Annotated in this window: 24 protein-coding genes; 8 read left to right on the forward strand and 16 right to left on the reverse strand. The window is 67.5% G+C overall.

The window, feature by feature from the left end; translation table 11 throughout:
• Positions 1-126: 126 nt before the first annotated feature.
• Positions 127-2,730, forward strand: a complete 2,604-nt coding sequence (locus ACIRG5_RS07690; protein ID WP_402901753.1) for a glycoside hydrolase family 3 protein — start codon at positions 127-129, stop codon at positions 2,728-2,730.
• Between the two features lie 27 nt (positions 2,731-2,757).
• Here ACIRG5_RS07690 and ACIRG5_RS07695 read toward each other — a convergent pair whose 3' ends face one another.
• Positions 2,758-3,315 (reverse strand): TetR/AcrR family transcriptional regulator, encoded by a 558-nt coding sequence (locus tag ACIRG5_RS07695; protein ID WP_402901756.1) that lies wholly within the window; start codon positions 3,313-3,315, stop codon positions 2,758-2,760.
• A gap of 91 nt (positions 3,316-3,406) precedes the next feature.
• On the opposite strand from ACIRG5_RS07695, the gene ACIRG5_RS07700 reads away from it, so the two are divergent.
• The gene (locus tag ACIRG5_RS07700) at positions 3,407-4,186 is read left to right on the forward strand and encodes an alpha/beta hydrolase (RefSeq protein WP_402901759.1); all 780 of its coding nucleotides are present in this window, start codon (positions 3,407-3,409) and stop codon (positions 4,184-4,186) included.
• Here ACIRG5_RS07700 and ACIRG5_RS07705 read toward each other — a convergent pair.
• The 5 genes from ACIRG5_RS07705 to ACIRG5_RS07725 are packed head-to-tail and all read right to left on the reverse strand — an operon-like array spanning position 4,183 to position 7,925.
• Positions 4,183-4,782, reverse strand: coding sequence for a YigZ family protein (locus ACIRG5_RS07705; RefSeq protein WP_402901762.1), 600 nt, complete (start codon positions 4,780-4,782; stop codon positions 4,183-4,185). The two genes, ACIRG5_RS07700 and ACIRG5_RS07705, sit on opposite strands and share 4 nt — an antisense overlap.
• The gene (locus ACIRG5_RS07710; RefSeq protein WP_402901765.1) at positions 4,779-5,846 is read right to left on the reverse strand and encodes an ATP-dependent DNA ligase; all 1,068 of its coding nucleotides are present in this window, start codon (positions 5,844-5,846) and stop codon (positions 4,779-4,781) included. The genes ACIRG5_RS07705 and ACIRG5_RS07710 overlap by 4 nt, the downstream gene beginning before the upstream one ends.
• Positions 5,847-5,861: 15 nt before the next feature.
• Positions 5,862-6,971, reverse strand: coding sequence for an MAB_1171c family putative transporter (locus ACIRG5_RS07715; RefSeq protein WP_402901768.1), 1,110 nt, complete (start codon positions 6,969-6,971; stop codon positions 5,862-5,864).
• Positions 6,972-7,484, reverse strand: coding sequence for an ImmA/IrrE family metallo-endopeptidase (locus tag ACIRG5_RS07720; protein WP_319973403.1), 513 nt, complete (start codon positions 7,482-7,484; stop codon positions 6,972-6,974).
• Positions 7,485-7,487: 3 nt separating this feature from the next.
• Positions 7,488-7,925, reverse strand: coding sequence for a helix-turn-helix domain-containing protein (locus tag ACIRG5_RS07725; protein ID WP_360030588.1), 438 nt, complete (start codon positions 7,923-7,925; stop codon positions 7,488-7,490).
• A gap of 199 nt (positions 7,926-8,124) precedes the next feature.
• On the opposite strand from ACIRG5_RS07725, the gene ACIRG5_RS07730 reads away from it, so the two are divergent.
• A complete protein-coding gene (locus tag ACIRG5_RS07730) occupies positions 8,125-8,514 on the forward strand; it encodes a hypothetical protein (protein ID WP_330277587.1) in 390 nt (129 codons plus the stop codon).
• A 10-nt stretch (positions 8,515-8,524) separates the two neighbouring features.
• Here the strand turns inward: ACIRG5_RS07730 and ACIRG5_RS07735 are convergent, their stop codons facing one another.
• Both ACIRG5_RS07735 and ACIRG5_RS07740 read right to left on the reverse strand, forming a co-directional pair.
• On the reverse strand, positions 8,525-9,766 hold the full coding sequence (locus tag ACIRG5_RS07735) for a ThuA domain-containing protein (RefSeq protein WP_402901773.1): 1,242 nt from the start codon (positions 9,764-9,766) through the stop codon (positions 8,525-8,527).
• 84 nt (positions 9,767-9,850) lie between these two features.
• On the reverse strand, positions 9,851-10,681 hold the full coding sequence (locus tag ACIRG5_RS07740) for a lytic polysaccharide monooxygenase (RefSeq protein ID WP_402901776.1): 831 nt from the start codon (positions 10,679-10,681) through the stop codon (positions 9,851-9,853).
• An 86-nt stretch (positions 10,682-10,767) separates the two neighbouring features.
• Between ACIRG5_RS07740 and ilvA the strand changes: the two genes are divergently transcribed.
• Positions 10,768-12,003 carry a threonine ammonia-lyase IlvA gene (gene ilvA, locus ACIRG5_RS07745; RefSeq protein ID WP_319973398.1) on the forward strand — a complete coding sequence of 412 codons (1,236 nt, stop codon included), beginning with the start codon at positions 10,768-10,770 and terminating at the stop codon, positions 12,001-12,003.
• 48 nt (positions 12,004-12,051) lie between these two features.
• Here ilvA and ACIRG5_RS07750 read toward each other — a convergent pair whose 3' ends face one another.
• Positions 12,052-12,663 carry a DUF4360 domain-containing protein gene (locus ACIRG5_RS07750; protein ID WP_402903076.1) on the reverse strand — a complete coding sequence of 204 codons (612 nt, stop codon included), beginning with the start codon at positions 12,661-12,663 and terminating at the stop codon, positions 12,052-12,054.
• Between the two features lie 93 nt (positions 12,664-12,756).
• Positions 12,757-13,380, reverse strand: coding sequence for a DUF4360 domain-containing protein (locus ACIRG5_RS07755; protein ID WP_319973395.1), 624 nt, complete (start codon positions 13,378-13,380; stop codon positions 12,757-12,759).
• Positions 13,381-13,678: 298 nt separating this feature from the next.
• Between ACIRG5_RS07755 and ACIRG5_RS07760 the strand changes: the two genes are divergently transcribed.
• Positions 13,679-13,954 carry a mycoredoxin gene (locus ACIRG5_RS07760; RefSeq protein WP_402901780.1) on the forward strand — a complete coding sequence of 92 codons (276 nt, stop codon included), beginning with the start codon at positions 13,679-13,681 and terminating at the stop codon, positions 13,952-13,954.
• Here the strand turns inward: ACIRG5_RS07760 and ACIRG5_RS07765 are convergent, their stop codons facing one another.
• The 4 genes from ACIRG5_RS07765 to ACIRG5_RS07780 form a co-directional block, all read right to left on the reverse strand.
• Positions 13,955-14,443: a DinB family protein gene (locus ACIRG5_RS07765; RefSeq protein ID WP_402901783.1), complete on the reverse strand. Its 489-nt coding sequence runs from the start codon at positions 14,441-14,443 to the stop codon at positions 13,955-13,957.
• Positions 14,444-14,496: 53 nt separating this feature from the next.
• Entirely contained in the window at positions 14,497-15,573 is a 1,077-nt protein-coding gene (locus ACIRG5_RS07770) for a glycoside hydrolase family 19 protein (RefSeq protein WP_402901786.1), read from the reverse strand.
• A gap of 101 nt (positions 15,574-15,674) precedes the next feature.
• The gene (locus ACIRG5_RS07775) at positions 15,675-16,364 is read right to left on the reverse strand and encodes a chitinase (RefSeq protein ID WP_402901789.1); all 690 of its coding nucleotides are present in this window, start codon (positions 16,362-16,364) and stop codon (positions 15,675-15,677) included.
• A 117-nt stretch (positions 16,365-16,481) separates the two neighbouring features.
• Complete coding sequence (locus ACIRG5_RS07780) at positions 16,482-16,865, reverse strand: VOC family protein (RefSeq protein ID WP_402901792.1); 384 nt, start codon at positions 16,863-16,865, stop codon at positions 16,482-16,484.
• Between the two features lie 58 nt (positions 16,866-16,923).
• On the opposite strand from ACIRG5_RS07780, the gene ACIRG5_RS07785 reads away from it, so the two are divergent.
• Positions 16,924-17,358 (forward strand): hypothetical protein, encoded by a 435-nt coding sequence (locus ACIRG5_RS07785; protein ID WP_402901795.1) that lies wholly within the window; start codon positions 16,924-16,926, stop codon positions 17,356-17,358.
• Positions 17,359-17,462: 104 nt separating this feature from the next.
• Entirely contained in the window at positions 17,463-20,657 is a 3,195-nt protein-coding gene (locus tag ACIRG5_RS07790) for a GH92 family glycosyl hydrolase (RefSeq protein ID WP_402901798.1), read from the forward strand.
• On the opposite strand, the gene ACIRG5_RS07795 is transcribed toward ACIRG5_RS07790, so the two are convergent.
• On the reverse strand, positions 20,605-21,624 hold the full coding sequence (locus tag ACIRG5_RS07795; RefSeq protein ID WP_402901801.1) for an acyltransferase family protein: 1,020 nt from the start codon (positions 21,622-21,624) through the stop codon (positions 20,605-20,607). The genes ACIRG5_RS07790 and ACIRG5_RS07795 overlap by 53 nt on opposite strands.
• Before the next feature lie 154 nt (positions 21,625-21,778).
• Between ACIRG5_RS07795 and ACIRG5_RS07800 the strand changes: the two genes are divergently transcribed.
• Positions 21,779-22,672 (forward strand): phosphotransferase, encoded by an 894-nt coding sequence (locus ACIRG5_RS07800; protein ID WP_402901804.1) that lies wholly within the window; start codon positions 21,779-21,781, stop codon positions 22,670-22,672.
• Here the strand turns inward: ACIRG5_RS07800 and ACIRG5_RS07805 are convergent.
• The gene (locus ACIRG5_RS07805; protein WP_402901807.1) at positions 22,667-23,575 is read right to left on the reverse strand and encodes an RluA family pseudouridine synthase; all 909 of its coding nucleotides are present in this window, start codon (positions 23,573-23,575) and stop codon (positions 22,667-22,669) included. The two genes, ACIRG5_RS07800 and ACIRG5_RS07805, sit on opposite strands and share 6 nt — an antisense overlap.
• Between the last annotated feature and the right edge of the window lie 78 nt (positions 23,576-23,653).

Below are 23,653 nucleotides of genomic sequence, written 5' to 3' on the forward strand. Positions count from 1 at the left end.
GACCACCACAAAACTCCACACGAACGCACAAGCCTGATAAGCGAAATTCGTCCAGGAAGTTTCCGGAACAAAGTCGTGAGAGCGTTCCCATTGACGTGGACGTAACACGCCGTTGAGGATCGCGGCATGCATTGGAGAAGCACTCTCGCCGCGGTGCTGGGGCTGACACTGGTCGCCGGCACGACATCGGCGGCCGTCGCGCAGGAAGCGCAGCACTGGCCGCCGAAGCAGCCGGTCATCGGGCAGCCGAAGACGGAGCACGGTTGTGCTCGCATCGAGAAGTCCCTGCCGACGCTCAAGGACTGGCCGAAGGTCGAGAGCCAGCTCACGGGTGACCGCAAGGACGAGGCTCGGATCAAGGCGATCCTCAAGGACATGACGCTGGCCGAGAAGGTCGGCCAGATGACGCAGCCCGAGATCGGCGCGATCACGGCCGCGGACGTCACGACCTACGGGTTCGGGTCCGTCCTCAACGGTGGTGGCAGCTGGCCCGGCGCCAAGAAGAACGCGACGCCGCAGGAGTGGCTGGCGCTGGCCGACGCCTACTTCGAGGCGTCGAAGCAGTCGCGCACCAAGATCCCCGTCATCTGGGGCATCGACGCGGTGCACGGCAACAACAACGTCTACGGCGCGACGGTCTTCCCGCACAACATCGGTCTCGGCGCCGCGCACGACCCGTGCCTCATCCGCGACATCAACGAGGCCACGGCCGAGCAGATTCGCGCGACGGGCCAGGACTGGGCCTTCTCGCCGACGCTCGCCGTCGTGCAGGACGACCGGTGGGGCCGCACGTACGAGGGCTTCTCCGAGGACCCGCGGATCACGCGCGCCTACGGGTTCGAGGCCATCAAGGGTCTGCAGGACAACGCGAAGAAGCGCATCGGCGAGGACGGCGTGATCGCCACCGCCAAGCACTTCCTCGGTGACGGCGGTACGACCGGGGGCAAGGACCAGGGCATCAACCCCTCCTCCGAGCAGGACATGATCAACATTCACGGTCAGGGCTACTACGGCGCGCTGGCCGCGGGTGCCCAGACGGTGATGATCTCGTTCAACAGCTGGACGAACGACGTCATCAACGAGGGCAAGGTGCACGGCAGCAAGTACGTGCAGACCGGCATCCTCAAGGAGAAGATGGGCTTCGACGGCCTGCTCGTCTCCGACTGGAACGGCATCGGCCAGGTCACCGGCTGCACCAACGCCAGCTGCCCGCAGGCGATCAACGCCGGCATGGACATCATCATGGTGCCGCAGGACTGGAAGGCGTTCATCACCAACACGATCGCCCAGGTCGAGTCGGGCCAGATCCCGATCGCGCGCATCGACGACGCGGTGACCCGCATCCTGCGCGTCAAGCTGCGCGCCGGCACGTTCGACGCCCCCAAGCCGAGCCAGCGTGAGCACGCCGGTGAGCAGGAGGCGTTGCTGCACAAGGAACTCGCCCGCGAGGCCGTGCGCGAGTCCGCCGTGCTGCTGAAGAACGACAAGCGCGTGCTGCCGTTGTCCAAGCGCAGCAAGGTTCTCGTCGTCGGCAAGAGTGCCGACAACATCGGCAACCAGACCGGTGGCTGGACGCTGTCGTGGCAGGGCACCGGCAACACCAACGCCGACTTCCCGAACGCCACCAGCATCCTCAAGGGCATCCAGGACGCTGTGGGCACCGCGAACGTCACGTTCGCCGAGACCGCGGACGGCGTCGACCCGGCGCAGTTCGACGCCGTCATCGCCGTGATCGGCGAGACGCCGTACGCGGAGGGCGTGGGCGACCTCGGCAAGCGGTCGTTCGAGTCCGCCCGCCTGCAGCCGCAGGACCTCGCCGTGCTGGACAAGGTGTCCGGCAAGGGCAAGCCGGTCATCACCGTCTACGTCGGCGGCCGCGCGCTGTACATGAACAAGGAGATCAACCGCTCCGACGCGTTCGTGGCCGCCTGGCTGCCGGGCTCCGAGGGCGGCGGCATCGCCGACCTGCTGATCAAGGGCCGCCACAACGGGTTCAGCGGCAAGCTGTCCTACTCGTGGCCGGGCGAGGCCTGCCCCGCGCTACCGGGTGAGCCCGCCAAGAAGCCGCTGTTCAAGCTCGGCTACGGCCTGCGCGACTGGGAGACCGGCCGCGTCGGCACGCTCGACGAGACCAGCCCCGGCGTCCTGTGCTCCGGCGGTGGCGGCGGCACGGCCACCGAGGACCTGGAGATCTTCAACCGCACGGACATCGCGCCGTACCAGTCGATGATCGGGTCGGCGGAGAACTGGGGCGGCACCGTGGTCGGCCCCGACGGCCAGGCCTCGCACGCCGAGATCAACGTCGTGCAGTCCGACGTCAACGTCCAGCAGGACGCGCTCAAGACGACGTGGACCGGCACCGGCCCCGGCCAGGTGTACCTGCAGAGCGCGGCGGTCAGCGACCTCCGCGGCTACGGCAACGCCAACGCGGCCATCCAGTTCGACGTGATCGTGCACCAGGCCCCGGCCAACCGCACCGTCATCAGCTCGCACTGCCAGTACCCGTGCATGGCGGAGATCGATGCCACGCAGGCGTTCCGCGACCTCCCCGTCGGACAGAAGGCGACCGTCAAGATCCCGGTCTCCTGCTTCTCCAACAAGGGACTGGACCTGGAGAGCGTCAACACGCCGTTCCTCGTCTACACCGACGGCGCGTTCCAGGCCTCGTTCGCGAACATCCGGTGGGTGCCCAAGGCGGGCGCCGATCCAGATGCTCTGCCCTGCACGTAAGCACTGACGGATAGAACGCGGCGCGCTTCAGGCTGTTTTTTCCAGCAGGAAGCGCGCCGCTTTCTGTGCCTGCCGGGCCGGCTCCGACGACACCGTGATCGCCGTGTTCGTCATCGCGCCCTCGAACAGCAGGAAGATCGAGTCCGCCACCCACTCCGGCCGCCCGCTCGCCGCGACCAGCGCCGCGATCGCGCCCCGCACGCCGAACTTCTGGTGGCGCACCACGGCCGTCACGCGTTCCGAGGACGGACCCAGCTCCGCGTAGGAGTTGATGAAGGCGCACCCGCGGAAGTCCGTTGTCCCGGACGAGTCCGCCATCCAGTCGAAGACCGCCAGGATCTGCTCCTCCGGCGTCGACGCGCGCAGCACGTACTTCATGGTCGCGGCGGTGATGGCCTCCTCCCGCCGGCGCAGCACCTCCTCGACCAGCGCCTCCTTGCCGTCGAAGAGGCTGTAGAGCTTCTTCAGCGAGACCCCGGCCTCCGCGCGCAGCTCGTCCATGCCGACCGCGTGCGCGCTCTTCGCGTAGAACAGCCGGTCAGCCGCCTCCAGAACCCTCTCTCGGGTCTCTGTGTCCGTGGTCACCCTGGTTACCCCTTGCTGTGGAGAACGCTCGTTCTCTACTGTAGCAAACACACCGGAGAACGAGCGTTCTCCGCCACTGAGGGAGACGGAAATGTCGAAGATCGTGCTGGTCCACGGACTGTGGCTCACCTCCGCCAGCTGGAAGAACGTCGCCGAGCGGTTCGAGGCGGCCGGCCACGAGGTGCTCACCCCGACCTGGCCCGGCTACGGCGAGGTCGCCGAGATGAGGGCCCATCCCGAGGTCGCGAACGGCCTGGGCGTCGTCGAGATCACCGACCACGTCGAGAAGTTCATCCGCGAGCACCACGCCGAGGACGCGATCATCATGGGCCACTCGTTCGGCGGCCTGATCACGCAGAAGCTCCTCGACCGGGGCCTCGGCAAGGCCGGCGTCGCGATCCACTCGGCGCCCGCCAAGGGCACGCTGGGCCTGCCGTTCTCCTCGATCAAGGCCGCGTTCCCGGTGCTCAAGAACCCGGCGAACGCCAAGCGCAACGTTGCCCTGTCGGCCGCGGAATGGCACTACGCGTTCACGAACACCCTGCCGGCCGACGAAGCCGAGGCGCTGCGGCAGCGGTTCGCCATCACCGCGCCCGGACGCCCGCTGTGGCAGGCCGCGACCGCGAACTTCACCACGCACAACGCGACCAAGGTCGACCTGAAGAACCCGGACCGCGCGCCACTGCTGTTCATCGCGAGCGAGGGCGACAACGTCGTGCCCGCGTCGATGAACCGCGAGAACGCCCGGCGCTACCAGGGCCCCGCGATCACCGAGATCAAGGAGTTCCCGAACCGCCCGCACTTCGTCCTGGGCACGCCGGGCTGGGAAGAGGTCGCCGACTACGCCCTGACCTGGGCGGCAAAGTTCTAACCGTCGAGGTCCACGGGCTCGCCCCTGATGGCGGTGACAGCGCCGCCCGTCTGAGCGGCGAGCCAGACCTCGAACGCCTCCGGGTCCTTCGTGAGAACGGTGAAGGTGACGTCATGACCGTATTCGGTGTCCGCGACGTGGTGCCCGGCCGCGCGCAACGCGTTCTCCAGCTTCCCGGCCTGATCGTGGTCCACGGCCAGAAGCACGCTCTCGTGCCGTTCACGGGTGAGGGTGCCCAGCGAGTCGATGGCCTCGGACACGGCCCGTCCGTACGCACGGACCAGTCCACCGGCACCGAGTTTGATCCCGCCGTAGTAGCGGGTGACGACGACAGCGGTGTCCACGAGATCCCTGCGCGTCAGCACTTCCAGCATCGGAACACCAGCGGTGCCGGCCGGTTCGCCGTCATCGGACGAGCGCTGGGTGTCCGCGGTTCGAAAGGCCGTGCAGTTGTGCGAGGCCTGCCAGTGCTCCTTGCGAACGCGAGCGAAGAACTCGGAAGCCTCGGCGTCGGAGGTGACGCGGGCGACGTGGCACAGGAAACGCGACCGCTGGATCTCGATCTCGTGCGTGCCGTCCCGCTTGATCACCTTCACGGCTCGATTGTCCGCCTGCGTTGTTCGGCCTCACCGAACAGGGCGTCCAGTTCGGCCGGCGCCACCTCGTCCAACTGCCCGTACGTGCACTCCAGAGGCGTCTTGTCCGGACGGAACCGCACCAACCGCGCGGTGTGCCGGAACCGTCCACCCTGCACGTGTTCGTACCGCACCTCGGCCACCCGCGTCGGTTCGAGCAGCACGACCTGAAGCTGCTTCTCGGGATTCCAGCGGCTGTTCATGCCAGGACCCTCGTACGTCGCCCACGCGCTCCACGGATGCTCGGCGGGATTCAGCAACGGTTTGAGCTCCTCGACCAGCTCCCGCCGCCGCGCCGCGGTGAAACTGCTGGCCACGCCGACGTTGTGCAGCTCGCCGTCCTGGTAGAGCCCGAGCACCAGCGACCCGACCGTCTCGCCGTCCTTGTGCCACCGGTAGCCCGCGACCACGCAGTCGGCGGTCCGCTCGTGCTTCACCTTGAACATCACGCGCTTGTCGGGCTCGTAGACGCCGTCCAGGGCCTTCACCATCACGCCGTCGAACCCCGCGCCCTCGAACCGGGTGAACCAGTCCTGAGCCACGTCCGGGTCCGCTGTGGACGGTGTCAGGTAGACGCCGGGGACCTCGGTGACGATCTCCTCCAGCAGCTTGCGCCGCTCGCGCAACGAGAGCCCGGTGACGTCCTCGGAGCCGCACGCCAGCAGATCGAACGCCACGAAGCTCGCCGGCGTCTCCACCGACAACTTGCGCACGCGCGACGCCGCCGGGTGCAGGCGCAACTGGAGGGTGTCGAAGCTCAGCCCGTCCGGCGTGACCAGCACGATCTCGCCGTCCACCACGCATCGCGGCGGCAGCGCCTCCCGCAGCAGCTCGACGACCTCGGGGAAGTACCGGGTGAGCGGCTTGTCGTTGCGCGAGCCCAGCTCGACCTCGTCGCCGTCGCGGAACACGATGCAGCGGAAGCCGTCCCACTTGGGCTCGTACGCGAGTCCGTCCCCGCGCGGCAGCACGGGCACGGACTTCGCGAGCATCGGCTTCACCGGCGGCATCACGGGCAGGTCCACACCGGGACCATAAGCTCAGCGCAACGCCACCGCGAGCTTTTCGAGTTCCCGCACGTCCGCGTCCATGCCGTCGTCCTCGGGAATGGCCAGAGCGATCGGCCGCCGCATCGTGACCGCCCCCGACCTGCGCGTCTCCAGCCCGGCCCGCAGCCGTTCGGACAGCGGCAGCTCGTCCGGCGTCTCGGCGACGTACGGGCTGATCCGAACCAGCCCGTCCCGGCACTCGATCACCCGCCGGTAGTAGCGCCGGTGCACGCCCCGCAACGACAACGTGTCGCGCCTGGACGGCACGCGGTGCAGGGCGTCCTCGGGGAACGACTGGTTCAGCAACGTCCACAGTGGAGAGAGCCGGTGGTACGCGCGCAAGTGCCGCAGCCACAAACGAGTCGCCGCGAACCGCATCGCGGCGATCGGGTAGATCACGCCGACGACGCACAGCAGCACGCCGGGCAGCAGGAACCACACGGCCACCGTCAGCAGCCAGCGGGGGAGCGGCTCGCCGAAGTAGCGGGAGACGTTCGACGACACGAAGATCGCGTCCGCGGGCACCAGCAGCGCGAGGCCGGTCGAGGTGATCCGCAGGCCGCGGCGCAGCCGGGGTTCGGCGCCGCGGGCGTAGCGGCGGGCCCACACGAACATCGCCGCGAACCCGTAGAGCAGATAGCCGTTGCCCAGCGCGTAGAACACCGTGATGGCGAGGACGCCGGTCGGGCCGCCGCCGAGCGAGTTCGGCACGCGGGCCGCCGCCACCCGCAGGTCGTCCGGGATCGCGAGCACGGCCCAGGTCATGAAGCTGATGCACAGGGCGAGCGGGATCAGCTGCAGGAGAGCGTGCCTGCGGGCCTTCTCGTCGTCCAGCGCCGAGAAGATGAAGAAGCAGATCAGGCCGTACACGCCGACCTGCAGCATCGAGTGCTGGATCAGCTGGCAGACCATCGGGTCGAGCCCGAGGAACCACCGCCCGTTCGCCGCCGCGCGTCCGAACGGATACCCGATCGCCCAGCCGGCCACCAGGCCCGTCACCGAACGCAGCCGCGGGTCGTGCGGGCGGCGCACCAGCAGGTACAGCACCACCGCCAGCGCCGAGAACGCGACGATGCCCTGGGTCTCCTTGAGGTACTCCACCTACAACCACCCCAGGCGGTCCGCGAGCGACTTCGACATGCGGCGGGCGGGACCCTCCGACGCCCGCGGCGCCACCTTGTCCAGCACCGACGCCCATTCCAGAATGATCGTCGCGACCGTCTCGGCCTCGCGCTCGTGCTCCGAGTCGTAGGACGTGCGCCGCAGCGCGCGCCGCACCGCGTCCGGTTCGAGGTCGGGGTACAGGCCCGCGAGCAGGTCGTCGTCCTGCTCGTCGCTGGTGTGACCGGCCAGCAGGTGGCCGAGTTCGTGCAGGATGATGTGGTTCTGGTGCGCCTTCGACGTCTCCTGCTGGTACAGGATGTAGTCGGCCTTGGCGGTGGCGATCCACACGCCGTACGGGCCGGGCACCGGAATCGGGTGCGCGATCAGCCGGATGGGCTTGCCGCGCTGGTCACCGACCCGGCGGCAGAGCTCGCCGACGTCGAGCGGCGGCTGGATGTCCAGCTCGTTCAGCAGGCGGCGGCACCGCTTGCGCAAATCTCGTTCGGCCACGAGTCATCCTTCGCCGCGCTCGGCCTGTTCCTGTCGGTAGACGACGTCGAGCAGTTCCATGACCAGGCGGCGGCGGTCCGGCGACAGTTCCCCCGCCCGCATCGCCATGAGCTGCGCGTCGCTGCCCGAGGCGATCTCGTTGAGGCGCGACTGCTCGTCCTGCAACGATTTCAGCTGCTCGTCGACGCGGTCGGTGACCTCGTCGTCGAAGAAGTAGCTCACGGGCACACCGAAGAAGCCTGCCAGTGCCTGCAAGTGCTTGAACGTCGGGTTGTCCTTCTTGGCCTTGCGCAGCTGCCAGATGTAGCTCTGGGAGATGGTCACGCCCGTGTCGGCGATGGCCGCCGCGACCTGCTCGTTGCTGTACTCCTGGCCTGACCTGGCGGTATGCCGGGCGAAGAGGTGGTTGAGCTTGTCAGCCAGGGACCGTTGCACCGCCATGCCGCCTCCCCGGTCGCGCGCAGTGAGCGTCTCCACCCATGGAAAGGGCTATCTGGGTGACTGGATTTTCACCAGTTGAAAGCCCTCCAATGGCCAACATAGACTCCCCCCGTGTCTGTCTCAACTGCGGAGGGTGTCCGCGCGGTCCACGACAGTCATGACAGTCCACCTGATCGCCACTTCGCGGAGGTTCCGGGACATGGCGCTTGCTGAACGACAGGGGTCGTTCCACCGCTCGGTGATCGACGTCGTCTACAAGACCATGAACCAGCTCGCGCAGACGGACTCGCCCAACGAGGTGTTCGAACTGCGTGAGCAGCTTCGTGCCGCCCTGCCGTGGTGGCGGGGGCTGCTGCGGATGCACGAGCCGGACGAGCGGCACCGGTGCAAGTCGTGTCACGCCTGGTACGGGCGGCATCGCGCGTGGCCCTGCCCGGTGTGGCGGGACGCGGTGCAGGCGTTGCACCAGCTCAACGACATGTACGGGTTCCTCGGAGCACCGCACCCGACAGACCCGCTTCCGGGGGAACGGGTGGTCGTGAGCGGTTCCGGCCGCCTCGACGACCAGAACCACTCACGATCCTCCTAGGCCCGAAGAACTAGCCCAGTTTGAAGCTCTGCGCGGCCGACCCGTTGCAGGTCGCCTGGATCAGCTGCACGCCGTCACCGGACCCGGCCGGCGCTGACAGGCACTTGCCGGAGTGGCGTGCCGTCAGCGTCGAGTAGCCGTCGGAGCCGGTGGTGACCCGCCACTGCTGGTTGGTGCCGCCACCGAAGTCCCACAGGTGGATACCGGCGTTGTCGGCGGTGGACACGTTGCTCACGTCCAGCACCTTGGCCGGGTCGTTGCGGTACTCGACGCGGGAGTAGCCGTCGGTCGTCGCCACCGCGCGGAAGTTCTGCGCCGTGGTGCCGTTGCACGAGTACTGCTGGATGACGGTGCCGTTGCTCAGGCCCGCGGCGGCGGCGTCGACGCACTTGCCGTTGCCGCGGTTGACGACCGTCTTCCACTCACCCTGCGGCGGCGGGGTGCCGCCACCGCCCAGCCACAGCAGGCTGTCGATGAGGAAGTTGTTCTGCGTGGCGCTCGCGAACGTGGACGACAGCGGCTTGTTCGCCGCGTAGTCCATGGCGTTGTGCCCGAAGTTCGCGTAGATCATCTTGTAGTTCTTGTTCGACCACATGATCGGGTAGTAGCCGCTGCGCCACTGCTGGTTAGGGTCGGTGCCGAGCGGGAAGCTCGACGGGTCGACGCTCGCCAGGATCTGGATGTTCGGGTTCTGCCGCAGGTCGCGGTCCCAGCTGTACCACTCGCTGACCGCGGAGGTGAACTTCTCCGGCAGCCGCAGCGTCGACGGGTGGGTGCGGGTCTCGACCTTCAGCACCGCGGTCGTCGGGCCCCACGTGTTGCTGACGAAGTTCCCCTTGGCCAGGAACGTGTTGTGGTACCAGGGCCACTCGTTCGCGTTCTGGGTAAACGCGCTGACGTGGAAGCCGAAGAACCCGCCACCGGCCTCGATGTAGCGCTGGAAGCCGGTGCGCGCGGCCGCCCCGGTGGGCGCGTCGTCGAGGAAGATCACGACCTGCGCCTGGGCCGGGGTGAGGGTGTTGAGCCGGTTCCAGTCACGGGTCGACTCGTAGGTGAAGCCGTTCTCCTGGCCCGCGCGGGTGAGCCACGGGTTCGCCTCGTTCACGAACGCGATGTGCGCCGCGTCCCAGGTGCCGTTGTAGAAAGCGAGGACTTTGAACGGTGCCGCCTGTGCCGTGCTCGTTGCCGAGAGGGAAACCGGGACGAGGGTGGCGGCGAGCATTGCCAGCAATGCCAACAGTTTTCGAGCCATTCGGGTACACACCTTCGTGTAGCAGGGGTTGCGCGCCCGAAGATCATCGTAGAGAAGGTCTAGACCTGTTGGGGACCGGGACGTTCACAGAATTCTTTTGCGCCACAACATGATCCCGCCGAGAACGGCGAGCCCACCCAGCGCGGCGACCACGGCCGATATGCCGAACCTCGTTGCGTTGGAAGGAGGTTGTTCGGCGCTCGACGCAACGGGAACAGGTCGCGGGATGCTCGACTTCGGCGCGGACGGCGTGGTCGACGGCGCCGCGGAGCTCGGGGGCGCGGCCTGCACCGGGGGTGCGGCGACGGGTGCGGGCTGGGCCGCCGGTGGCGCGGGCTTCACGGCCGCGGCGATCTCGACGTCCGTGCACGAGTAGTAGGTGTCGGGTGTGTCCGTGTTCTGCCAGACCGTGTAGATCAGGTGGCGTCCGGTCCGGTCCTTCGGCAGCTGCACCTTGAACTCGTAGGAGCCGTTGACCAACGGGGGAGAGGGCACGTTGAGGAACTGGTCGAGGTCCGCCCACCGCAGCGGCGCGGCGGGCGAGTAGCCGTCGCGCGTCACGTAGAACCGGAACGAGCCCTGGTGCGGGATCGTGGCCTTGTACGTGAAGTCCGTGCTCTTCAGCTTCGTGGCCGGCCACTGCGCGCTCGGCAGGTCGAGACCGGCGTACTTCGGCAGCCCGGCGCTGCACAACCGGCCGTCCGGAACCTTGGCCTCGTCCTGGCCGCGCACGTTCGGGAGCCGGATGTTGTCCCACTCCTTGGACGGCAACCCCGCCGCGATGGCGCTGCGGCAGAGCGGGGATGATGCTGTGGGCTGACCTGGCGAACACAGGAAAGCCCTGCTCGCGGGGTCAGTGGGCGCGCCATGGGCGTGCGCCGGAACCGCGGAGAGCATCATGAGCAGCGATAGCACGCCCACAAGGCGAAACACAGGCACCGCCCCCTTCCTTCTAGGGGTACGCGTGCCAGACCCAAGTCGTTCACGGAAGATGTATTGACATGTCCTTCGCTGATGAGGTGTCCGCGGCCGCAGCCCGGCTCGGCGGTGTCGCACGCACGACCCCGCTGGAGGTCAACCAGCGGCTGTCCGAGAGGACCGGGGCGCGCGTGTGGTTCAAGCGCGAGGACCTTCAGGTCGGCCGTTCCTACAAGCTGCGTGGCGCCTTCAACCTGCTCTGCCAGACCGAGTTCGCGTTCGGTGGAGCGGTCTGCGCGTCGGCCGGCAACCACGGCCAGGGCATGGCGTACGCCTGTCGCCGCCTCGGCATCGAAGGCCGCGTGCACGTCCCGCGGACCACGCCGCGCCAGAAACGCGACCGCATCCACGCCCTCGGTCAGGGCATGGTGCAGCTGGTCGTGGACGGCGACACCTACGACGACGCGGCCGCGCTGGCGAAGGAGTACGCGCAGCAGACGGGCGCGACCCTCGTCCCGGCCTTCGACGACCGCCGCACGGTCGCCGGTCAGGGCACAGTCGGCCTGGAGATCGTCCAGCAGCTCGGCGGCGCGCCCGACGTGATCGTGGTGCCCGTCGGCGGTGGCGGCCTGCTCTCCGGCGTCGGCACGTGGTTCAGGGAACGCTTCCCGCGCACCAGGATCATCGGCGTGGAACCGGCCGGTGCCGCGAGCATGATCGCCGCCATCCAGGCCGGTGGCCCCGTGACGCTGCCCGAGGTGGACTCGTTCGTCGACGGCGCCGCGGTCCGCCGCGCCGGCGAGGTGACGTTCCCGATGGTGCGCGACAGCGGCGCCGAGCTCCTCACCGTGTCCGAGGGCGCGGTCTGCACGGAGATGCTGGAGCTGTACCAGATCGACGGCATCGTCGCGGAGCCCGCCGGAGCGCTGGCCTCGGCCGCGTTGCTGGAGGAGATCTCCGTCGCGCCGGACTCGACGGTCGTGTGCCTGCTGTCGGGCGGCAACAACGACGTCTCGCGCTACGCCGAGATCGTCGAGCGGTCGATGATCCACCGCGGCCTGAAGCACTGGTTCCTGGTGGAGTTCCCGCAGGAGCCGGGCGCGCTGCGGCGGTTCCTCGACGACGTGCTGGGCAAGGACGACGACATCGTGCAGTTCGAGTACATGAAGCGGGACAACCGGGAGACCGGGGCCGCGCTGGTGTGCATCGAGCTGGGCCGCCGCGAGGACTACGACCTGCTGTGGGGGCGGATGAAGGAGTCCCCGCTCAAGATCCAGCACGTGGAGCCGGGGTCGACGGCGTACCGCTTCCTGATCTAGGGGCGTGCCGGGCACCCCGTTCGCGGAATGCCCGGCACCTAGCGGGTACTACGGCTTGGGCGGGCAGATTTTCCAGGCGAAGTGGTAGGTCGTCTCGATGGACCCGTCGGTCGAGTCCATCGCGATGAAGCTGGTGACCTTCTTCGGGTCGGACGTGCCCGCCATGACCCGCAGCTCCGTGTTGATGTTGAAGTTCCGCTTCTCGCCACAGGGGTGGTAGACGATGGCGGCCACGTCGGTCGTGTCCGTCGCCTGCCAGTCGTCGCTGAGCGGGCCCTTGTAGTTGTGTTGCTTGTACTCGGTCTGCGACATGCCCTGGAAGTAGTAGTTGGCCTTCTCCAGGGCCGTGGCGCCGCGTTCGAGGTGCGCGAAGCCGCGGTAGTCGGTGGACGCGATGCCGTAGGTGAAGCCGGACGGCACGTTGACGCGCAGGTTCAGCTGGCAGTTCTTGCGGAAGTCGGTGGGCAGGGCCTGAGGGCCGACCTGCGCCATGAACTCGCTGTAGGTGACGGTGAAAGCCTTGTTGTCGGGGCTCACGGCGACGGCGGCCGTTCCCGCCCGGCAGCCTGAACCGTTGATCGTCACGACGTCGATGGTGATGTTCTCCGGCGGGGGCGTGTCGCCGGGGGCGCCACCGGGGGGAATGATGATCGTCGACATCGCGAGCGCGGCCGCGGCGAGTGTGGTGAGCATGGGGCACCTTTCCGTCTGGGGTTCAACGAAATGAACGGGCGGCGGCAATCGGTGCCTGGATCAGCAACGCTTCCAGGAGAACTGGTACTTCGTGCTCACGCTGCTGTCCGTGGAATCCATCGTCATGAAGCTGTTGGCCTTCGACGCGGTTCCCGCGTTCACGCGCAGTTCGGTGTTGATGTTCAGGTGGCGGACCTCCCCGCACGGCGCGTAGATGATTTCCGACACCGTCGCGCGGTCGGTGGCCTGCCAGTTGTCGCTCTTCGGGCCGTTGAACGTGTGGGTGCGGCTCGCGGTCTGCGACATGCCCTGGAAGTAGTAGTTGCCCTTCTCCGTGCCCGTGGCGCCCTGCTGCAGGTTGGCGAATCCGCGGTAGTCGGCCTGGGCGATGCCGAAGGTGAAGCCCTGCGGATAGCTCACTCTGATGTTGAGCTGGCAGTTCTTGCGGAAGTCGGTGGGGCCTGAGCCCTGTCCGGCCTGCGCCAGGTACTGGCTGTATGTGACCGTGAACGCCGTGCGGTCGTCCGCGGCCGCAACAGCCGCGGTGCCGGCGGGACAGCCGGAACCGTTCACGGTGACGACGTCGATCGTCACGAAATCAGGAACATCGGATGCTGCGTTCGCGGCCGGCGCGGTCAGGACCGCGGACAGCGCGAGGGCAGCAGCCGCCACCGTTTTCAGCATGGTCAGCCTTTCCAAACATGACTGCGGTAGCGGCGGCGGAATTCAGACGATATCGGAAACTCTGCGTGGTGACGGGCCGCCGAATGGGTGACTGAATTGATCGGCAATGTCCGCATGAATTCATGACGAATTGCACGCCCGAAATCTTCGGCCGTGCGCGAACTATGTTCACTCACCGTGCAGGGAATTGACCTGACGATTGTCTGACGATCGCCTGCGGTTGCGCCGTTCGAGTGGCGCGCGGCACAGCGGCACCCCGGGAAGAAGTGCTCCTCGCCGAACGTTGACACTGACGACGATGTCCAACCCCGACGATGGAGTGCGCCTGATGGCTCCCGACCAGCTGACCGTCTACTCGACCTCGTGGTGCGGCTACTGCCGGATCCTGAAGAGCTCGCTCGACCGCGAAGGCATCGCGTACGTCGAGATCAACATCGAGGAGACGCCGGGCGCGGCCGACTTCGTGATGGAGGTGAACGGCGGCAACCGCACGGTGCCGACCGTCCACTTCCCGAACGGCGCGGCGCTCACGAACCCGTCGCTGGCGCAGGTCAAGGAACAGCTCGCGGCCTGATCACTCGTACAGGAACGCCGTGGTCGACTGACCGTCCAGCGTCTCCCGGAGGATGTCGGCGTGACCGGCGTGCTGCGCGGTCTCCCGGATCAGGTGCAGCACGATCCGCCGGATCGACATGGGACGGGGGTTCTGATCCCACGGCGCGGACGGCAGCGGCACCAGCTTGTCGAGCGAAGCGGTGCGCACGGCCTCATCGGTCGCGCGCACCGCTTCGTCGTAGGACTCCAGCAACGCGTCGAGGTCGTCGCCGGTCCACGTGTACTGATCCCAGTCGAGCATGCCGGGCGGAGTGCCGGGCTGCTCGGTCAGGATGTGGGTCCAGCCGCGCTCACACCAGGTGAGGTGCTTGAGCAACCCACCCAGCGTGAGCTCGCTGACGGTCGTGCGCTTCACCGCGTCTGCGGCGGTGAGACCTCGCACTGTGACGCGGAAGGTCCTGCGCTGATCGTTCAGCTCGTGCAACAGGTCGTTGAGCTCCATGGTCATGAATTGAAGCTACGACCGAACTAGGACCACTCAAGTCCTAGTCAGGGCGACCACTAGCAGTAGAGGTTGCCGCCAGGGTTCACACCGATGATTCCGGTGATCTGCTGGTACTTCGAGACTCGGCTCTGGACCTGCGCCGGGTTGCGGCCGTCGCACTCCAGGGAACCGTTGATGCTGCGGATGGTCTGGCCGAAGCCGGCGCTGTTGACCATCGCGTTGTGCGCGGTCATGCTGCCGGGTCCGTTCTGGGTCATCCAGTACCAGATCGCCGTCCGCCACGCGGTCGTGGAGTTCTGCGCCACCTGGTACGGGTTCTGCAGCAGGTTGAGACCCAGGTAGTCGCCGGCCGCCTTGTAGTTGAAGTTCCACGACAGCTGGATCGGACCGCGGCCGTAGTAGGCGTAGGTGCCGGCCGGGCAGCCGTAGGACTGGCTCTCGTCGCAGAGGTCGTTGTTCTTGTTGATCTCTTCGATGTAGACGAGGCCACCGGTCTCGTGCGACGCGTTCGCGAGGAACGCCGCGATTTCCTGCTTCTTCACCGTGTCGCTGCCGGTCGTGGCGAACCCGGCGACCGTGCGCGTCGCGTCGACGAAGCCCTGGAAGGTGTAGAAGCTGTTGCGGCCGGGGAACATCTGGTTGAACTGGGCCTCGGTGATGAGGAAGTCGCCCCCGCCACCTCCGCCGCCGCCACCGCAGTTGTGCGGCTCCCAGAACCAGGTGGAGACCGTCGGGTCATAACCTGGGTTGTCGTGCTCGGCGATGTAGTAGGAGCCGTTGTACCGCACGATGTTGCCGGTGTAGTACTGCCGGCCCGCGACCCAGTCCGCGGCGCTGGTGCAGGTGCCGCCGCCGCCACCTCCGCCACCACCGTCACAGCTCGTCGGCTCCCAGTACCAGGTGGAAACCGTCGGGCTGTAGCCCGGGTTGTCGTGTTCCGCGATGTAGTAGTTGTTCTCGAACTTCACGATCGAACCGGTCGTGTACCACTGACCCTGCACCCAGTTCGTGAAGGTGCAGGCCTGTGCGGACACTTCCGCCTGGGATGACGCGGTCGGCGCGATGACGGCCACGGTCGCCGCCATCGTCACCGCCGCGAGAGACGCCAGAATTCGTTTTCTCAGCAAGGTCACTCACTCCTGGAGTCTTCGCGCCCGGAGGATCAGGTATGTGAACAGCGCTGAGATTGGCACCAATGGTCCAGACCAGTCAAGGGTCTAGACCTGTTTTGTCACTAGCAGTAGAGGTTTGATCCCGTTGCGACGCCGATGATGCCGGTGAACGAGCGGTACTTCGAGACCCGGCTCTCCACCGTGCCGGGGTTGCGGCCGTCGCACTCCAGGGATCCGTTGATGCTGCGGATGGTCTGGCCGAAGCCGCGCGAGTTGACCATCGCGTTGTGCGGGGTCATGGTGCCGGGGCCGTTCTGCGTCATCCAGTACCAGATCGCGGTCTTCCACGAGGTGGTGGCGTTCGTGGCCACCTGGTCCGGGTTGTTCAGCAGGTTGATGCCGAGGTAGTCGCCGGCCGCCTTGTAGTTGAAGTTCCACGACAGCTGGATCGGGCCGCGGCCGTAGTACTGCCTGGTCCCGGCGGGGCAGCCGTACGGCTTGCTCTCGTCGCAGTAGTCGCCGCTCTGGTTGATCTCGCGGATGTAGTAGAGGCCGCCGGTCTCGTGGGAGACGTTGGCGAGGAATGCGGCGAGTTCCTGCTTCTTCACCGTCTCGCTGCCCTGGTTCGCGAAGGAGCCGGACCAGTTGATCGCGTTCTTCAGGCCCGTGTAGGTGTAGAAGGCGTTGCGGGACGGGAACATGCGGTTGAACTGCGCTTCGGTGATGATGTACGGCGCTGCCGTCGCCGGCTGAACGAGCGTGAAGACGCCGATCAGCGCGACGATCAGGGCGGCGGCGCGTGTCCGGAACATGGGACCAACTCCTCGGAGCATCTGCGCGCCCACGGTGTGTTACCGCTCTCACGGTGGCAGGCAAGAACTCCGAGCACAAGAGGTGGTCTATACCTTTTAGATACGTGAACCGGTTCGTCAGCTGCCGGAGCCGTACGGCCGCGTGATGATCTCCAGGGCGTGGCCGTCCGGGTCGTTCCAGTAGACGCCGCGGCCGCCGTCGTTGCGGTTGATCTGCTGGGGCTGGGAGTGGAACGGGTCGGCCCAGTGGTCGAGGCCGCGTTCCTGGATGCGGCCGAAGATCTGGTCGAACTCCTCTTCGGTCACGAGGAACGCGTAGTGCTGCTCGGTGATCGGGCCGCGGGCCGTCATGTAGTCGAGCGAGACGCCGTTCGCGACCTCGACGACGAGGAACGGGCCGTAGCGCACCGGGTCGGGCAGGCCGAGCAGTTCGGTGAGGAAGCGGGCGGAGTGGTCCTGGTCGCTGACGTGGACGATGGTGTGGTTGAGCTGTACGGGCATGCCTCCTGCTTACTCGGGTGTCAGTGAGTTGTCAGCGCGAACGGCGATGATCACCCGCATGAAGAGGGCCATCATCGCCGCCGTGTTCGTGCTGCTCGGTTTCGTCTCTCCCGGTGTCGCCAACGCGGAGACGCCGCCCGGCTGCGCCAGCGCCGCGCAGATCGGGTCGACCGGGTACGTCAAGTGGCGTGGCAACAACATCGCGTCCGTGAAGCAGTTCGCCGGGTGCGGGGCGAACTACTCCTACGTCTACGTCTGGGAAAGCTTCCGCGCCACCGGTCGTTACTGGGGCACGCAGACCGCGATCGCCGTCTACAGCAGCTCCGGCGACAGCACGCCGAACTCCTACAAGGGCGGCAACAGCAGCCAGTTCGCCCCCGTCGAGCTGTGGGGCAAGCCGGCCTCCACCCTGTCCCAGTGCACCGCCGCCTACGGCATGATCAGCGTCCAGCAGGACGACAACTTCACCGCGTTCTCCAGCAAGCGCTGCTAGTTCCTGGACAAAACGAGACAGGAATCGGCGCCACCGCGACCAATGCGCGCCGCCCCGCCTCCGATGGGTGTCGGGGCGGCGACGATCGGGCAATACTGCCTCCCATGCGGACACTGGTTGTAGTCGGGCTGTTACTGGGGTTAACAGTCCCTGCTCAAGCGGCACAGGCGGACGAGGATCCTTCGTCGTTGGTCAACCCCTTCGTGGGCACGCAGAACTTCGGCAACACCTTCCCCGGTGCCTCGGTGCCGTTCGGGATGGTGCAGGTCAGCCCTGACACGGGAGGTCAGGGCGGGTACGACTACAAGGCCACCTCCATCTACGGCTTCTCGCAGACACACCTGTCGGGCGTGGGCTGCGGCGTCATGGGCGAGCTGCCGGTCATGCCGACAGTCGGGTCCGTTGACAACGTTGACAGCAACGCTTACAAGTCCGAGTTCAGTCATTCGGACGAAGCCGCGCAGCCCGGTCACTACCGCGTCGGGCTGTCCCGGTACGGCGTGAACGCCGAGCTCACGGCCACGCAGCGGACCGGCTGGCAGCGCTACACGTTCCCGTCCTCCGGCGCAGCGAACGTCCTGTTCAACACCGGGCGCTCCAACCAGACGGTGCTGGACTCGGAGATCCACGTCGTCGGTGACCGGACGATCGAGGGCCGGGTGCGCAACGGCCGGTTCTGCGCGGGCAAGGACGAGCACACCGTGTACTTCACGGCCTCGTTCGACCGCCCGTTCGCCTCCTTCGGGGCGTGGCGAGGGAGCGTTCCCACGGCGGGCGTCCGCGACGCGGCTGGCGCCGGCGGGAACGGCGCCTGGGTCACGTTCGACGCCACCGCGGACCGGGACGTCGTGCTGAAGCTCGGCCTGTCGTACACCGGCGTCGAGGGCGCGCGGAAGAACCTCGCGGCGGAGGCTCCTTCCTACGACTTCGACGGCGCGGTCGCCGCGGCCAAGGACGTCTGGAAGAAGCAGCTGGACGCCGTGCGGATCTCCGGTGGGACACGGGACCGGCAGGTCGCGTTCTACACCGCGCTCTACCACTCCGTGATGCACCCGAACCTCGCCGGTGACGTCGACGGCAAGTACATGGGCTTCGACGGCAAGGTGCGCACCGCGTCGGGCTACACGCCGTACCAGAACTTCTCGTTGTGGGACACGTACAGACCACAGAACCAGCTCCTGCAGATCCTGGAACCGAAGGTCGCCCGTGACGTCGCACTGTCCGTCGTGGCCAGCGGGCGGGACGGCGGATGGTTGCCGCGCTGGGCTTTGGCGTCGTCCGAGACCAACATCATGACCGGCGACCCGGTGACGCCGTTCCTCGTGGAGGCCTGGTCGAAGGGACTGCTCAAGGGCTACGAGGAGGAGACGTACAAGCTGTTGCGCGCCAACGCGACGTCGTTGCCTCCCGCTGACTCGCCGTACAACGGGCGATCCGGTGTCACCTACTACAACGACCGCGGCTACATCCCGTCCGGCCTGGAGCTGGGCAAGGACTGCGCGCACAAGGGCGGCGACAACGACTGCGTGCACCCGGCCTCCGCGACCCTGGAGTACTCGGCGGCCGACGCGTCGCTGGCGCTGATGGCCAAGGGGCTGGGCAAGAAGGCCGACGCGCGCCTGTTCGCCGATCGCGGCCAGTGGTACCGCAACCTCTGGGACTCGTCGATCGGCCAGTTCCGGCCGCGCACCGCCGCGGGCACGTGGCTGACGCCGTACAACCCGGTCGACGCCTCGCACCAGTTCCACGAGGGCGGCGCCTACCAGTACCAGTGGCTCGTGCCGCAGGATCCGGCCGGGCTGGTGTCGCTGATGGGCGGCCGCAAGGAGACCGAGAAGCGGCTCGACTCGTTCTTCGCCTACGAGAAGCTGCTCGCCGACCCGGCCGGCACCGCACGGCACGACTGGATCACCGAGCCGTACGACTACTACGGCAAGCCCACCTACAACCCGAACAACGAACCGGACCTGCTCGCGCCGTACATGTACCTCTGGTCGGGCACGCCGTCGAAGACCGCGACGGTCGTGCGGGCGGCGATGACGTTGTTCACCACCGGCCCGGACGGCATGACGGGCAACGACGACCTGGGCACGATGTCGGCCTGGTACGTCTTCTCGTCGCTGGGCATCTACCCGACGTTCAACGGCGCGGACTTCCTCGCGTTGTCCTCGCCGCAGTTCGAGTCCGCGACCGTCCGAATCGGACAGTACGGCTCGCAGGGCGGCACGCTGACCGTGACGGCGCCAGGGGTCTCGGACACCAACCGGTACGTCAAGAGCGTGTCGTTCGGTGGCCGTGACGTCCGCAAGACCTGGCTCTCCTGGTCCTCGTTGCAGCACGGTGGAAAGCTCGCCCACCAGGTGTCGTCCAAGCCCTCGTCGTGGGGAACCGCGAAGGGTGACGAGCCGCCATCGCTGAACGATGGCAACGAGGACTCGCGTCGCGCGCTGTCGGCGTCGTTGCGCAACACCGAGATCGTCGTGCCGACCTCGGACTCCGCGCAGTCGCTGACGGTGCAGCTCGACGTCCTGGTCCAGTCGCCCGGCGCGACGTCCGTGCGGCCCCAGGCGACCGCGCCCGCGGGCTGGAAGGTGAGCGGCGCCAAGCCGTTCGTCATCGTGTCGCGGCATCTGCCGACGCAGAGGACGGTGCCGTTGACGCTGACGGTGCCCGCCGGGGTGGCTCCGGGCTCGTACGAGGTCTCGGTGCAGGTGGAGTCGGTGGCGCTCAAGGCCGTGGTCGAGGTCAAACCAGCCGCGCTGTGCGCGTTCTCGACGTGTTCGGTCGATGTGACGCCGGAGCTCAACCACGACGGCACGGCGACGGTCGCCGACTCCGCGTCCGGCGACTTCGACGGCGGCGGCTGGAGCTACGACGCGGCTCTGCTGCCCCCGGCCGGGCCCGTCACGTGGGGCGGCATCACCTACCAGGCGCCTGACCCCACCGGCACGAAGCCGAACTTCGTGGAGGCGCACGGGCAGGGGCTTCTGCTGCCCACCGGCCAGTTCTCGTGGCTGCACGTCGTGGGCTCGTCGCACAACGGACCGGTGCCGGCCGCCTTCACCGTCTGGTACACCGACGGCACCTCGGCCGAGGTCGTGGCCTCGGTGGCGGACTGGGCGGGCGGCGGCCCGACCGTGCTGGAGATGCCGCACCGCATCAAGGCCGGCCAGGGCGTGGACGGCCCGCCGGTCCGGTTGTTCGGTCAGTCGCTGAGGCTGGACGCCGCGAAGACGGTCCGTTCGGTCACGCTGCCCGACGATCCGCGGGTGGAGTTGTACGCGCTGACGCTGGCGTGACCGGTGCTGGTCGAGGTGCCCCTTTGAGGAACCGTTCCGCGGGCACCTCGACCAGCCGGTACAGCAACCACGCCGCGACCATCGACACCACGAACATCCCGAGCGCCGCGACCAGCGGGAACGCGTGCACGTCGAGGAGCTTCCCGCTCACCCGGATGACGATCTGGTGGACCATGTAGAACGCGAACGACACGGTCCCCAGCCACACCATCGGTTTCGAGCGCCACGGCGAGGGCCTGCCGGTGAGGTCGGCGACCGCCGCGGCCGGGATCAGCAGCGCCAGCGGGACGACCGTGCCCGCGACGTACGGGAACGAGGCCGGCAGGTAGCCCGACCCGACGTACGCGGCGGCGAACAGCGCGCTCGCGGGCCACAGCCCCAGGCCGATCCACTTCCCCTGCTGCACGACCCGCGCCATCGCCATGCCGAGCACGAACTCCAAAGCGCGCACCGGCGGGAAGACGAAAACGAACCAGTATTCGATCGGACCAGGCATCGTTAGTGCGATTGCCGGAACGATCATAATCGCGATCGCTGTTGCCGATGCGATCAACCACGGTCTACGCATTCGCCACTTGATGAGCAACGGGAAAGCGAGGTAGAAGGCCATTTCGCACGACAATGACCACGAGGGCGTGTTCAGGCTGAAGTAGACGCTCTCGCCGGGGAACCACGCCTGGATCAGCGACAGGTTCACGAGCGCCGTCGCAGGCGTCACCGCGGCGGCCGCGACCAGCACGACGAGCCAGGTCGCGACGTGGTTGGGGAAGATCTTCGCGGCCCGGCGGCGCCAGACCGCGGGAGCACCGGTGCCCGGCCTGGCAGACCACGTGAGCACGAATCCGGACAGGATGAAGAAGAAACTGACCCCGGTCGCGCCCTGCCGGAATCCGATGTCCAGATACGGCCACAACCCTGCCGAGCTGATGTGGAATCCGAACACGACGAACGCGGCGATGAATCTCATGCCGGTCAGCGAAGGCAACCGCCCCGGCTTCGCTCCCGCCCCATGGTTCTGCACGACGGTGAATTCGGCCGGACATCTTCCTTTGTTACAGCATTGCGCCGAATGGAAGATTGTTTCGTGGCGTATTCTTTATGGGTGTGGAATAGTCGTTTCCGTGCAGCGACTCGCGAGCGGTGTCCGGTCCCGCGTCTGGGCGGACGGTGACCGGATCGTCAAGCAGGTGGTCGGCGACCAGGTGGCGTTCGAGCGTGAGGTCACCGCGCTCAGGCTCGCCGAGCACACAGGTGTGGTGCCGCGCGTCCTCGACGTCGACCACGAGAAGCGGACCGTGGTGCTCGAACGGCTGCGCTCCGAGAAGTTCGGGGAGGACTGGGTGATCGACTACGCCCGCGGCCTCGCCCGCCTCCACAGGGCCACCGGGCCGGAGCACGCCGGGCTGCTGCCGCGCCAGGCGGTCCCGGACCCCGCCCCGTTCCTGCGGTTCGTGCGGGCGATGGAGGTCGAGATCGGGGGCGCCGAGAACGAGCTGGTGTTCGAGGACTCCGGGAAGTTCGACCTGGTGCACGGCGACCCGTGCCCCGGCAACGACATGTACACGCCGCAGGGCGCGAGGTTCGTGGACCTCGAAGGAGCGGCGCTGGGCGACGGGCTGACCGAGGTCGTCTACCTCCGCATCGGCTTCCCGACCTGCGCGACCGTCACCGAGACGCCCCGGGAACTGCGGGAGGCCGCCGAGCGGGCCTACTTCGAGGAACGCGGCTTCACCGCGGGGCTCGAAGACGCGTGCGTGCGGTGGTTCGTGAACGGCGACGCGCTGGTGCAGCGCTCCGAGCGGGACGGCACCGACCACCTCGCCAAGGTCGTCGACGAGGACTGGTTCTGGTACAGCACGACGGCACGCGGCCGGCTGATGTTCCGGGCGCGGGTCGTGGCGACGTTCACCGAGACCCACCCGCAGATGAGCGCGCTCGCCCAGCGGTTGCTCGACCGGATGGGCCAGGTCTGGACGCCGCAGCCGATCGGAACCCTCCGCACGCACGTCTCATGACCAGGCGGACAGCGTCAACCCCGAGGTGAACGAGCGGTCGACGCCCGACACGGGATCCACGAAGGACAACGTGCGGGCGAGGAGCTGGAGCGGTGCCGAGAAGTCGTCCAGCGGACGTTCCTTCAGCACCGGGTAGAAGTCGTCGTTCACGATCGGCAGGCCGAGCCCGGACATGTGCAGCCGCAGCTGGTGGGTGCGGCCGGTCACCGGCTTGAGGTGGTAGCGGCCGAGAGGACCGCGATGCTCCACAAGGGACACGTGGGTCTCGGCGTTCGGCTCGCCGTCCTCCTCGAACGCGGTGATGATGCCGCGTTCCTTGATGATCCGTGAGCGCACCACGCGGGGCAGCTCCAACGCCGGGTCGTACGGGGCGATCGCCTCGTATTCCTTGCGCACCAACCGATCGCGGAACATCGTCTGGTACTTGCCGCGCAGCTCGCGGCGCACCACGAACAGCACGAGCCCGGCCGTGACGCGGTCCAGCCGGTGCGCGGGCGAGAGCTCCGGCAGGCCCAGCGAGTCGCGGAGCTTCACCAGCGCGGTCTGCATGATGTGCTGGCCGCGCGGGATGGTCGCGAGGAAGTGCGGCTTGTCCGCCACCACTATGTCGTCGTCCTGGTACACGACGCCGACCTCGAACGGCACCGGCACCTCGACGGGCAGGTCGCGGTGGAACCAGATGTAGGAGTCGGGCACGAACGGCGCGTCGACGCCCAGCGGCCCGGAGACGCTCCAGATCCGTTCCTCGGCCAGCATCTCGTCGATGCGCTCGGCCGCCACCCGCGGCAGGCGTTCCACGAGGTGCTCGCGCAGGGACAGCCACGGGCCTTCCGGCGGCAGCTTCAACCGCGCCGCGTCCAGGCCGTTGCGCTGGGGGAGAGGGGAGGAGGGTTTGCGTCTCATCGCACCGGACAGTCTAAATGTTCGGGAAAACCGAACGATATCGCTCGCAAACATTCGCTGTACTGAAGGGACGGCGGA

Source organism: Lentzea sp. NPDC102401 (genome assembly GCF_044765805.1).
GTDB lineage: Bacteria > Actinomycetota > Actinomycetes > Mycobacteriales > Pseudonocardiaceae > Lentzea > Lentzea sokolovensis.